13 protein-coding genes are annotated in these 12,866 nt (G+C 27.4%); 5 read left to right on the plus strand and 8 right to left on the minus strand.

Annotated elements, in window-relative coordinates; all coding sequences use genetic code 11:
* Nucleotides 1-77 precede the first annotated feature (77 nt).
* On the minus strand, nt 78-773 hold the full coding sequence (gene yeiL / locus Q5O44_RS05735) for a transcriptional regulator YeiL (RefSeq protein ID WP_022167443.1): 696 nt from the start codon (nt 771-773) through the stop codon (nt 78-80).
* 123 nt (nt 774-896) lie between these two features.
* Between yeiL and Q5O44_RS05740 the strand changes: the two genes are divergently transcribed.
* From Q5O44_RS05740 to Q5O44_RS05750, 3 genes are all read left to right on the plus strand, one after another.
* Nucleotides 897-1,319, plus strand: coding sequence for a DMT family transporter (locus tag Q5O44_RS05740; RefSeq protein WP_022167444.1), 423 nt, complete (start codon nt 897-899; stop codon nt 1,317-1,319).
* A gap of 13 nt (nt 1,320-1,332) precedes the next feature.
* Nucleotides 1,333-1,794: a DMT family transporter gene (locus tag Q5O44_RS05745; RefSeq protein ID WP_022167445.1), complete on the plus strand. Its 462-nt coding sequence runs from the start codon at nt 1,333-1,335 to the stop codon at nt 1,792-1,794.
* Nucleotides 1,795-1,970: 176 nt separating this feature from the next.
* Complete coding sequence (locus Q5O44_RS05750) at nt 1,971-2,357, plus strand: SatD family protein (RefSeq protein ID WP_022167446.1); 387 nt, start codon at nt 1,971-1,973, stop codon at nt 2,355-2,357.
* Here Q5O44_RS05750 and Q5O44_RS05755 read toward each other — a convergent pair.
* From Q5O44_RS05755 to Q5O44_RS05765, 3 genes are all read right to left on the minus strand, one after another.
* Nucleotides 2,354-3,175 (minus strand): DUF3307 domain-containing protein, encoded by an 822-nt coding sequence (locus tag Q5O44_RS05755; protein WP_022167447.1) that lies wholly within the window; start codon nt 3,173-3,175, stop codon nt 2,354-2,356. The genes Q5O44_RS05750 and Q5O44_RS05755 overlap by 4 nt on opposite strands.
* Nucleotides 3,172-3,921 carry a SatD family protein gene (locus Q5O44_RS05760; protein ID WP_022167448.1) on the minus strand — a complete coding sequence of 250 codons (750 nt, stop codon included), beginning with the start codon at nt 3,919-3,921 and terminating at the stop codon, nt 3,172-3,174. The genes Q5O44_RS05755 and Q5O44_RS05760 overlap by 4 nt, the downstream gene beginning before the upstream one ends.
* A 111-nt stretch (nt 3,922-4,032) precedes the next feature.
* Entirely contained in the window at nt 4,033-4,650 is a 618-nt protein-coding gene (locus Q5O44_RS05765; protein WP_022167449.1) for a DUF488 family protein, read from the minus strand.
* A 112-nt stretch (nt 4,651-4,762) separates the two neighbouring features.
* Between Q5O44_RS05765 and Q5O44_RS05770 the strand changes: the two genes are divergently transcribed.
* Both Q5O44_RS05770 and Q5O44_RS05775 read left to right on the plus strand, forming a co-directional pair.
* Entirely contained in the window at nt 4,763-5,248 is a 486-nt protein-coding gene (locus tag Q5O44_RS05770) for a hypothetical protein (RefSeq protein WP_022167450.1), read from the plus strand.
* On the plus strand, nt 5,245-5,763 hold the full coding sequence (locus tag Q5O44_RS05775; RefSeq protein WP_022167451.1) for a permease: 519 nt from the start codon (nt 5,245-5,247) through the stop codon (nt 5,761-5,763). The genes Q5O44_RS05770 and Q5O44_RS05775 overlap by 4 nt, the downstream gene beginning before the upstream one ends.
* A gap of 153 nt (nt 5,764-5,916) precedes the next feature.
* Here Q5O44_RS05775 and Q5O44_RS05780 read toward each other — a convergent pair whose 3' ends face one another.
* The 4 genes from Q5O44_RS05780 to Q5O44_RS05795 form a co-directional block, all read right to left on the minus strand.
* Nucleotides 5,917-9,090: a two-component regulator propeller domain-containing protein gene (locus Q5O44_RS05780; protein ID WP_022167452.1), complete on the minus strand. Its 3,174-nt coding sequence runs from the start codon at nt 9,088-9,090 to the stop codon at nt 5,917-5,919.
* 164 nt (nt 9,091-9,254) lie between these two features.
* Nucleotides 9,255-11,081, minus strand: a complete 1,827-nt coding sequence (gene glmS / locus Q5O44_RS05785) for a glutamine--fructose-6-phosphate transaminase (isomerizing) (protein ID WP_022167453.1) — start codon at nt 11,079-11,081, stop codon at nt 9,255-9,257.
* A 544-nt stretch (nt 11,082-11,625) separates the two neighbouring features.
* Nucleotides 11,626-12,123, minus strand: coding sequence for a hypothetical protein (locus tag Q5O44_RS05790; protein ID WP_022167454.1), 498 nt, complete (start codon nt 12,121-12,123; stop codon nt 11,626-11,628).
* Between the two features lie 211 nt (nt 12,124-12,334).
* The coding region (locus Q5O44_RS05795) for a family 1 glycosylhydrolase (protein WP_302637492.1) at nt 12,335-12,866 on the minus strand (532 nt) is incomplete at its 5' end.

The raw sequence follows: 12,866 nt of genomic DNA on the forward strand, positions 1-12,866 counted from the left end.
ACATATTCACTTCTTAGTCAATATAGTATCATAATATCCTATATTTGTAAATCTATTATTTTCAATATATTATATTTTTATTTGTATACACCTACTGATAAAGTCTTTAAAAGCTTTTTATCAAGTATCTTATAGTATCCATTTTCCTTAGATATAACACCCTTATTAATTAAGGCATTTATTGTTCGCAATAAATGCCTATAACTAGTTCCTAAAAGTTCTGCTAGCTCTGTAAGCTTTTCATTAAATATATAAGCTTTCTTATTATCAACTATTATTTCTTCTTTAGCTGCTAAAATATAGCTTGCCAGCCTATTTTCCAAGGGATAAAGTAGATTTATGGAATTGTTATTGGAAGAACTTTGTAGTTTCCGTCCTAAGGAATCACATACATACCTTAAAAACTTAGCATCTTTAAGTAATTTTTCTCGTACTATATTTAAAGGAAGTGCTATACAATATGAGTCTTCTAAAGCCTGTATATTACTACTGGTATCACAATTATTAACTATCTCTATATCACCTATTACAGTTAAAGGATAACAAAAGCTTAATAACAGTGACTTTCCATTTTTTAAAATAACATATACCTTTCCTTTACCCTTTACTAAGAAAAATAAATACTCCATCTTTTCATTTTCATTACAAATATATTCACCTTTTTTAAATGAAACTAGCTCCATATATCCACTCATATCATCAGTAAAGATATCATTTAACTTATATTTATTTATATACAATTCTTTTAATTGAGCATTATATATTTTTTCCATAAAATACTTCCTTTTAAGATTTATATATTTAATATGACATATGTCATATTATTATGCAATGTCTTTATGATACATTATATAAAGAAATTTTGGAATTAATGAAATTTATGATGGAGGAATAATATGTTTAACTTTTTATCTATGATTGCAGGTGCATTAATAGCTATAATGACAAGCTTTAATGGCATACTGTCTACTTATACAGGAAATTATACATCTAGTGTTTTAATCCACTTTGTTGGACTTATAGGCATAATATTAGTATTAATAATCAACAAATCTAAATTAATATATGATAAAAATATTTCTATATTCTTATATAGTGCCGGAGTTATTGGTGTTTTCACAGTTCTATTTTCTAACTTTACATTTGTACCTTTAGGTGCTTCATTAACTATGGCTTTAGGTCTATTGGGACAGACTGTTAGTGCCATAATAATTGACCACTTTGGCTTATTTGGCGTTAATGTTATTAAATTTAATAGAAAGAAACTTGTTGGCCTTGCCATAATTTGTCTTGGCTTAGTCATTATGACTATTTATTAAGGAGGATTTACATATGCTTATATATATATTAGTTGCTATTTTATCAGGCGTATCTATTGTTGTTTCGAGAATTATAAATTCAAGACTGGGCGATGAAATTGGTGTTTTCCAAAGTACTTTTTATAACTTTTTAACAGGACTTTTATTTTCAATGATAATCCTATTCTTCAGTAGTGAAAATATGAATATATCAAGTGAAGTTCTATCTTCTACACCTATAATTGCTTATTTAGGAGGTCTAATAGGAGTTATTTCTATTACTCTTTCAAATTATGTTGCTCCTAAGATATCAGCATTTTATATGGCCTTACTTATATTCATTGGGCAATTATTTACAGGTATAATAATTGACTATTTCACTTTAGGACAACTTTCTATAGGAAAGGTTATTGGCGGAATTATTGTATGTATAGGGTTGGCTTACAACCTTAATTTAGACAAAAAAGATGCGGAAGCTGTAGCAATAGAGAATTAAAAATAAGAAGTTCAATAAAGATTTTAACTTCTATCTAGTTAAAACTTCTTTCTGTGTCCTTTACTTTAATATTTTCATATATTATTTAATAATCAATAAATACTTAAAGGTTGCTATTTATTATGTAACTTTCTCTCAGTTTCCACTAAAATAGCAACCTTAATATTGGAGCTAGCATGAATTATATGACCATGATATTTGATCTAAAGGATTCTCGAAAGCTTGCTAATAGAAATGAAGTACAAATTCTATTAATAAATGCCTTAAAGAAGTGTAATGAAGATTTTAAAAATTTAATAATATGTCCATTTATAATAACTTTAGGAGATGAATGGCAAGGCTTATTAAAAAGCGACTGCAACTACTTAGAAATAATTAATTTCTTTCATAAAACCTTGCCTCATTACTTAAACTTTTATGTGGGCATTGGTATTGGTGAGGTTACTGTATATAATTTTGAACTTACAGTAAACCAACTAGACGGTCCTTCCTATTATTTAGCTAGAGAAGCCATTAATTACTGTAAAAATCATAAACACGCTCTGGTTATGCTATCTAACTAAAGATTAATAATAAACTTAACAAAAACACCACCTATTATGGCTGAAGTAAAGCTAATTAAATTTCCAATTATAAAATATTCAGCAAAACGTTGATCTGAAAGCTTATTAAATCGGGCTATGGATTTAGCTGTTAAGATAAAGCCTATTATTGAATAGTAATCTATTAACATACTTATGAAAATCAATATCCTTTCTAAGATACCAATGATAAAGCCTCCATTTTTTGCTCCATTGGAAGCTGTGCTATCAGATATTGCATTAATGGCATCAGAAGTGCTTTTTTCTGGCATAAGGTCATTAATAAAAATCTTTATAAAAATCCCTGTAACTATAGTTACCACTAAAAATACTATTAATGCTATCAATAACTTGTTAGTATTATCTAAATTATATTCATATACCTTAATTAAGTTATTTAAACCTAAAATAGCCAAGGCTATAATTAAGAAATGACTTATTTGATCCGTTATAAATAACCATATATTATTGCGGTATTTACTTTTATACAATATTATTAATGATTTTATTTCATCTGTGAAGAAATGACCTACTGTAATTAATATTGCTTTTATAAAAATAATTAATTTAAATGACATACTTACCTTTATAAATATTATTATAATCAGCATACCTAACAAATGAAATATACTATGAATTATATTTCCATTAATAGTTACTTTTAATTTTTTCATTGTGCTTTTTTTATTGTTTAAATCTAATTCTTTAGGAAATCTCTTTTTTATTATGCTTTTTCCTTGAAAAATAAAGTCAAAAACTACGTGATTTAATAAAAATAATAAAAACACTTTTAAAATCATATTTCTCTTAAAGATAACTCCTTTTCATAACTACTTAATAATTTATTTATCATTTTCTTATTATGCAAAGTTAAAAGGTAATTGGAGCTTGTTATCTTTCTTGAAATTCCTGATTTTGATATATTGGGATACTTATGCTGAATTTCACTGTATGATTCTAACTTTTCATATAAGGCTATGATATTTCTCTGCTTATAAGTAAATTTACTTTCAATCATTTCATTGTTTTGTATTATATTATTAATGAGCTCTTCATAATTAATTAAAACATGAGAATCATCATCACAAGTTACTGCAGCTTCTTCCATTATATTAGATTTTGGTACTGCGCCTTTAAGTACAGTCTTACAGTCTTTAGTATAAAGCTTCTTACTATAGAACTTCTTGTTGCTCTTGGCAATTTCTAAGGCTTGCCTAGCATAAATAAAAGCTTCTCCATCCATTTTTCTTGTATCATCATCTTCTTTAGTACTTATGGTGCCAATCCCTATACCGCAATAACATTCTATATCAAAATTATATAGAAAAACCTTTATCTTAGTGCTTATATCATAGCTAACCTTAATATTTCTTAAGACAATCTGCCATTCATCGCCTAGCGTAAATGTAATCTTAGAAACTAAGCTATCTTTATACTGCTCTTCTAAACTTTTAAAGTAATTTTCCAGTTGAATATTTATTTCTTTTCTATTATTAAGCTTTCTGGAATTTACTATATCCATATTTATAACACTATAAATCTTCAAAACTATCACACACCGCCTTTACCCATAAAATACCTCTATTATTTAATTATGCCTATTTACTTATATTTATAAACAAAAATCCAGCCATATGCTGGATTTTTTACTTGAACATTATTTAGGTAGATTTTCAACACGCCTACCTATTTCAACATTGGCAGCTCTATAAGCTTCAATGATAAGCTCTTCTTCATTCTTTGCTAACCCCAGTAATGAATCTATGGTTATTTGATTACGATCTGGGAAATATTTATCTAATAAATTTGTTTCAATATCTTCTTGTGATGCCAAGGAATAATCATCTAAAATATGATGCACCTTAAATCCATTATCTCTTAATGCCCTACCTACTAATATACTTCGATGACATCTTATTGGATCTTGCATAGCTCCTAGCAAAGCAATATTATATCCTTTTTCACATCCACTCTTTAATCGCTTAATTCCATTTATAAAATCCTCTTCATGAACTGCCTTTTCAAAATCACAAAAACCTTCATGATTATAAGAAACCTTATTCATCCGCTTTGCTGCTAATTCTTTGGCCATATAGATATAGATAAATCCTGCCTTAGTTAAAGAATATTTAATCATTTCCTTATCAAATTGAGTATTATATTTTGAATAAGGTGTTCCTCTTATATCAACAACTACATCAATCTTATAATGATTTAACATATCAATTAGCCTTTCTAAAGTATAATTTGAATGTCCTATTGTATATATATCCACAACTATACCTACCTTTCTTTTTGCTACTAATTCACTATCCCCTATCTTAAGAACTTATCAATATTTTTAATCATAATATATATTTATAAATCAATTAGATTAAGGTTATTTTATGACATCTATTATTCTTTATAGCTTAGCACTTATTTTATTACTTGTTTCTTTTATTAAAGATAAAGTGAAAACAAAAAAAGCTTTAAAAATAGCTTTTACTTCTTTTGAAAATATAATGCCTCAATTTCTATCAGTAATAATTTTTGTAGGTATTGTTCTTGCTTATGTACAACCTGAAACAATTTCCAAATTAATTGGTACTAGCTCTGGTTTTCTAGGAATTATCTTTTCTGCTGTCATTGGCTCTATTACTCTCTTGCCAACTTTTGTTGCATTTTCTTTAGGAAATACCCTACTTTCCAGTGGTGCTGGATATTCTCAAGTGGCTGCCCTAGTCTCTACCCTTACCCTTGTTGGTATGATGACTTTTTCCATGGAAGCTAAATTTATTGGTAAACGGGCTGCCTTTTTAAGAAATTTCCTTGCTTTCTTATTTTCCTTTATTGTGGCATTATTCATAGGAAAGGTGATGATTGCAATTTGAAAATAATTAAACGCTATAAATTCTTTTTACTTTTATTAATTGTACTAATACTTATTGGATTCTTGGATTTTGATTTGGCCTCTAAAAGTATATTAAATATAAAATATAGCTTTCTACAAATGCTTTCAGTACTACCACCAATAATGGTGATGCTTGGACTAATGGATGTATGGGTCTCCAGAGAATCCTTAATGAAGTATATGGGCAATAATTCAGGTCTTCTTGGAATATTTCTAGCTATGTTTATTGGTTCCATTGCTGCTGGACCAATGTATGCTGCTTTTCCTTTTACTGCCGTACTAATAAAAAAAGGAGCCAAGTTTAGCAACATCATCATTTTTATGAATGCATGGTGTGTTACTAAAATCTCAACTCTTCTTTTTGAAATTTCTTCCTTAGGTTATAAATTCACTTTTGTTAGGCTCCTAATTGATATACCAGGTGTTATCATTATGGGTATCCTAGTTGAAAAATTCCTTAGCAAAGATGAATTAACACGAATCTACCACACTTAGTAAATTATGAATGATGAGTGATGAATGATGAATTAATGAATAAACTCCCTTAGGGGAGTTTAGAAAAATATAATTTTCAGAAATTCTGTAAGAATTTCATCAATAATTCATAATTCGTAATTCATAATTCATCATTATCTAAGTTCATAATTACTATTTCACTGGAAGTGAAATAATAAATTTGCTTCCTTTTCCTACTTCACTTTCTAGTCTTATTTCTCCATTGTGTAGTTCTACTAAATATTTAACTAATGTTAAGCCAATTCCACTACTGCTTATATTGGTAAACTTTCTATTTTGTCCTTGCTCAAATCTATTAAAAATGAACTCCTGATCTTCCTTAGAAATTCCTGTTCCTGTATCTTCAACTATAATTTCAACCTTTTCTCCCTTGTCCATAATTAACACTGTAATTTTTCCACCCTTTGGGGTAAACTTCACTGCATTAGATAATAAATTTACAATTATCCTTTCTATTTCAGTAGCATCACAGTAAACTTCCTTTTCTTCTATTTCTGGATCAATTATAAGCTCTAGACCATTTACTTTAATATATTCATTCATATTTAAAGCTGCTTCTTCAACTATATAAACTATATTTTCAGCTTTCTTATTGATATTATAATGACCTGTTTCAATTTTTGAACTATCAATAATATCGTTTATAGTCCTTAATAAGCTTTCTGATGATTTCTTTATAATCTTTATATATTTCTTCATGCTATTATCTTGATTTTTATCTGAAACTACATTCATAAGTTGAACAGTTGAAATTATCACATTTAATGGCGTTCTAAGTTCATGTGATAAATTAACAAAGAATGCATTTTTGAATTTTTCTTCGTTTATTAGCCTATTATATAGATTTTTATTTTCAATTAATTGACTATTTAATTCATTTGTTCTTTGCATAACCAGATTATTTAGTATCTTTACATGATTTAACATCAAGAATACAATTAATGCTATTATTATAAAGTAAATTACATATGCCATTGAAGTGCTCCAAAATGGCTTTTCTATAGTTATATCTAATGTTGTAATATCACTAATATTACCATTCATTTTAGCTCTTACCTTAAAAACATATTTTCCTGGTTTTAACGAGGTATATCTAGCATTGTTATAATTATTAGTATATACCCAGTCATCATCTACACCTTCTAGCATATATTCATAAGTAATTTTTTCTTTTTCCACATAATTAGTAGTAAAATAATTCACATTGAAAGTCATATATTTATAACTTAATCTGATACTATCCTCATTATAAGAAATAATATCATTTGATTTAAAGTAATCAATTACAACGTCTATATTCTCACTGTTGTTTACTTTTATATTATTTGTATCAAAGTATGTTATCCCTAAACTTCCTCCAAATAATATATGACTATTAATCGTTAATACTGAATTATAAGAAAATTCATTACCTGATATTCCATCAATGGCTGTATAGTTTCTAAAACTATTGTCTACTATGGAAAAACTACTTATTCCTTCATTAGTAGTAAGCCACAAGTAGTTATTAACTTTATCAAATGCCATTGATTTTATAACATTACTTCCTAATCCATCCCTTTTGGAAAAGTTTTCAAAACTCTCAGTTTCTATATTAAACTTATTTAAACCACAATCAGTACCTACCCATATATTTCCGTCATTATCCTTTACTATTGTGTTGACTGAATTATATGTAATTGAATTATTATCATTTATATCATGTGGAAAATTCTTCACTTCATTAGTTTTTTTATTAAACTTTATTAATCCACCTTTATTTTTTCCACCTAACCATAATATATCACTATTTTCATCTTCCGAAAAAATACATCTTATTCCTGTAATCTCACTATCTATAGCTGAAAATAATTCTGTATAATCAATAAATTCTTCGCTCTTCATATTATAAGAATAAAATCCGTTAATACTTCCTATCCACAATATATCATTGGAATAATAAATATCCATAACTTCTTCATTGTGTACCCTAGATATCTTTTCTTCTCCTAAATGTGTAAAACTTTCATCTTCCTCATTGATTAAAATAATTCCACCTTTGGTTGCTGCTATTATTATATTTTTAGGTCCTTTAATCATTGCATTAATATAATTAGTATGCAACATATCCTTATCATTATTATAATAAAATTGCTCTGATAAAAGCTTTTCTTCATTATATCTAAATATACCATTATACAGTGTTCCTAGCCAAATTTCACCATTATCTGTTTCTACAATATCCGTAATATTTCTACAGTAGTATCCTCTACTATAATCTGATATAGTGGTAAATTGTTGTGAATTACTTAATATATTTAGACCATTTAATGTACCTATCCAAATATTATTATTTTTATCTTCATAAAATGTATTTACATAATTACTTGATAAGGAATAATCATAGAGATCCTCATTTTTATATACAGTAAAAGACTCAGTATCTTGATTATATTTTATAGCTCCATTAGTACTAGAAAGCCACAAATTATTATTACTATCTGAAAAAATATTCTCTACTTTTGAATTTAAACCATCCTCAATATCTATATTTAGTAATGTTAATTCTTTCGTTACCATATCATATTTATATAAGCCTTCATCTGTAGCCATCCAAAGATTATTTTTATTATCCTCTTCTATTGAGTATATATATTTTCTCTCTTTGCATGGTTTTTCATTATCCACTATGGCATAATTCTCTAGGTTTACAATATTAATACCACATTTGCTTCCTACTAATAAGTATCCATTTATATATTCTTTAATATCTGTGATATGATTATTACAAGTCTTGGTTCCATTCTCTAAATCAAATATATATTTTTTAAAGATACCTTCATCTTTATTATACATATTTAATCCATTTTCAGTTCCAATCCAAATATTATTCTTACTATCTTTAAATAACGTTGTAATCTTAGAATCGGTTATACCTTTTACATTATCCATCCCTGTTGGAATCCTAAGGATTTTTTCAGTATTTTTATTTAGTATATTTAAGCCATCTTTCGTACCTATCCACATATTTTCTTCATCTTCCAGAATAGCTGTTATATATGTAGCACTTAAACTTTGTTCATTACCTATTTCATAATTATATACAGATACATTATATCCATTGTATTTGTTAAGCCCATCTGCAGTTCCAATCCACATGTATCCCTTTGAATCTTGATATATAGCTGTTATTGTAGAACTGGATAATCCATCCTTTATGCCTATTCTAACAAAATTTTCCTTAGATATATCAGCTCTTACATTGCTTGTACCTAATAGCAAAAACATTGAAATAAATAATAAAAATATTTTTATTTTATTTTTCATTCCATAACGTCTCCTAAATAATATTATAATTAATTATATATAAAATTAATAGTAATTTCTGCAAATAAAACCATATTTTTTATTATTTTCTTTAAAAATACTTTTTAAAATTTTGAATTTAATAAAATAAAAAAATAGATTCAAAAGAATCCATTTTTTATACATTATTCAACAGTAACTGATTTAGCTAAGTTTCTTGGCTTGTCTACATCACAACCTTTATTTTTAGCCACATAGTATGATAATAATTGTAATGGTACTACACTTACAAGTGGAGTTAATAAATCAACAGTTTTTGGAATGTATACTACTTCTTCTGCCACTGTTTTTGCTATTTCATCACCTTGGTTAGCTATAGCAAATATATTTCCACCTCTTGTTGATACTTCTCTTACATTAGAAATCATTTTATCTTTTAATGCTTCTTGTGTTAATAAAGTAATAACTGCTGTACCTTTATCAATTAATGCTATTGGACCATGCTTAAGTTCTCCACCAGCATAAGCATCACAGTGGATGTATGATATTTCTTTAAGTTTTAATGATCCTTCTAATGCCACTGCATAATCTACACCTCTACCTAAGAAATATATATCTCTTTGTTCATAGTTTTCTGCTGCATATTTTTTAACGCCTTCTTGATTTTCAAGAACTGCTTCTATTTTTTCAGGAATAGCTAATAATTCCTTCTTTATTTCTTCTACATATTCTTCTGAAACTGTTTCTTTTAATGATGCAAAGTATAATCCCAAAATATAGAAAGCAACTAATTGAGTTACATATGCCTTAGTTGAAGCAACAGCTATTTCTGGTCCTGCTAATGTATATATTACATCATGAGCTTCTCTTGAAACAGATGAACCTACAACGTTAGTTATAGCAAGCACTCTAGCACCTTGTTTCTTTCCATCTCTTAATACTGCAAGGGTATCTGCTGTTTCTCCTGATTGAGATACAACTATAATAAGTGTTTTTTCAGTTATTAATGGCTCTTTATATCTAAATTCTGAAGCCACGTCCACTTCTACTGGAATCTTCGCCATTTTTTCTATTACAGTCTTTCCTACTAATCCTGCATGATAAGCTGTACCACATGCCACTATATACACTCTATCAAAGTTTTCTAGTTCTTCTTTAGTAAACTTAACATTATCTAAAGTTATTTCTTTACCTAAAGCAATTTTTCCTGCTAATGTATCTCTAACTGCCTTTGGTTGTTCATAGATTTCTTTAAGCATGAAATCTTCATATCCACCTTTTTCAGCTGAATCTTCATTCCAAGTTACTTTGTATATTTCCTTATTAATTTCTTCACCTGTTGCTGTTAATACTTTAACGCCATCTCTTGTTACAAGTACATATTCCTTATCTTCTAAAAGATATACATCTCTTGTATAGCTAAGTACTGCTGGAATATCTGAAGCTATAAATGTCTCATTTTCTCCTAAACCTACTATAAGTGGGCTGTCTTTTCTTACAGCTACTAATTTATCTGGTTCTTGTCCACAAATTGCTCCTATTGCATAGCTTCCTTCTAATTTTTCAGTAGCTTTAACAACTGCTGCAAATAAATCTCCTTCATAGAAGTAATGAATTAAGTTTGGTATTACTTCTGTATCTGTAGCTGATTTAAATTCATATCCTTGCTCTTTTAGGAAGTTAGTTAATTCTAAATAGTTTTCAATAATTCCATTATGAACTACTGTTATATCTCCCTTTGAAGTTTGATGTGGATGTGAGTTAACATCACTTGGCTCACCATGAGTTGCCCATCTAGTATGTCCAATTCCTATTGTTCCTTCTAAAGGATTTGCATTTAAAGCATCTCCTAAATTAGCTAAACGACCTTTTTGCTTTACTATTTCAACATTTCCATCTTGTATAACAGCTACACCTGCTGAGTCATATCCTCTATACTCTAATTTAGATAACCCTTCAATTAAAAACTTTGTAGCCTTGTTATTTCCTACATACCCTACTATTCCGCACATATCTTTTGCTTCCTTTCATTTATATAATTTATTTTTCTTATTTAAGACTCTGCTCTAACAAAGATTACAGAGGTATAAAAGTTTAGAACTAAAAAATCTTAAATGAAAGACTCTACACCCAATTGAATTTGTTCTAGAAATTACTTCCTAGGTTTATCAATCTTTAACGGTAGTGCATATACCGTGGGGCATCCGCCGAAAACTCGATACTCCCCATCCTCGTCAACTTAGTTAATGATGAATGATGAGTGCTAAATTATGAATTAAGGATGAAATTCTTACAGAATTTCTATAATTTAATTCTTCTAAATTCCCTTAAAGAATTTGTACATTAATTCATCATTCATAATTCTTAATTTATCATTAACTAAGTTCTGGCGCTTTATATATTTCTTTATACCTCTTTGACAATTCTATCATAAAAAAAGTTTTTTTTCATCATTATTTTTACTGCAATTTGATGATTTTATATGAATTTTTTCTACAATATAGTAAAAAAACCAAATGTATATATTACATTTAGTTTTTTACCATAAGTTTCAAACTAGAAAAACTGTAATTCATTTTTTATATTTAAATACTGCTGGATATCATTATTGTCATGATAAAAAATAGGAAAACTCTTATTATAATTACCCCAAATTGTACAAGGATATTTAGTAAAATATATAGTTGAAAATAATATTTCCCTTGTAGATAACCTTGTTATAAAAGGTATACTTTCTTTGGTAAGCTTAAAATAGATATTTTTTTCATGATAATTTTTTTCAAATTCTTCTAAAAGAATTTTATCTTCATCATTTATTAATTCTTTTAATTTTTTCTTATCTTCATCATTTAAAACATTATAATAAAAATCAACATAAGAATTATCTTCTCCATTAAGCTCAAAGGCTTCTTGTAAAAAGCTTATAAAAGCTTCCTCATTGCCTTCAATTGTTTTATTATTATAATTATTAAATCCATCATTTATACTATTAAATCGTATTGTTACCTTTTCCTTAAACTCTTTATTGCTTATTGGTATTAAAATTTCATTCATTTATGCTACCTCTTCCAGTGACTTATAATACTTTTTCTTAAAAACCATTGATAATATAAAATGGTATATTAATAAACCCATATATTCAAATATTATTTCATTTCCAATATACGCATTTATTATTTAATAAATAAAATAAGGAACCACATTGATTTATATCAAAGTGATTCCTATTTCTATATATTAATATTATGCTACTTATATAACTTTTTTATTTTAATTTTGAGCCATTAGACTTAATTACATCTCTATACCAATAATATGAATCTTTACAAGATCTCTTCATACTTCCATTTCCTTCATTGTCACGATCCACATAAATCATTCCATATCTCTTTTTCATTTCTCCTGTAGTAAATGATACTAAGTCTATTATTCCCCATGGAGTATATCCCATTAATTCTACACCATCATAATTAACTGCCTTTTTCATTTCTTCAATGTGTTTATCTAAATATTCTATACGATATGAATCATGTATTTCTCCATTTTCCTCAACTTTATCATGAGCTCCAAATCCATTTTCAACAATAAATAATGGTAACTCATATCTATTGTAAAGATTATTTAAAGTGTATCTTAATCCAACTGGATCTATTGGCCATCCCCAATCACTTGCCTTTATATATGGATTTTCAACAGAGTTTTCTAATGATCCATTTACTGAAACTTCTCCATCATTGCATACACCTGCTTTTACTGCATTTGACATATAATAACTAAATCCAATATAGTCTACAGTT

The organism is Clostridium sp. CAG:221 (assembly GCA_000435835.1).
Taxonomy (GTDB): Bacteria; Bacillota; Clostridia; order Clostridiales; family Clostridiaceae; genus Clostridium.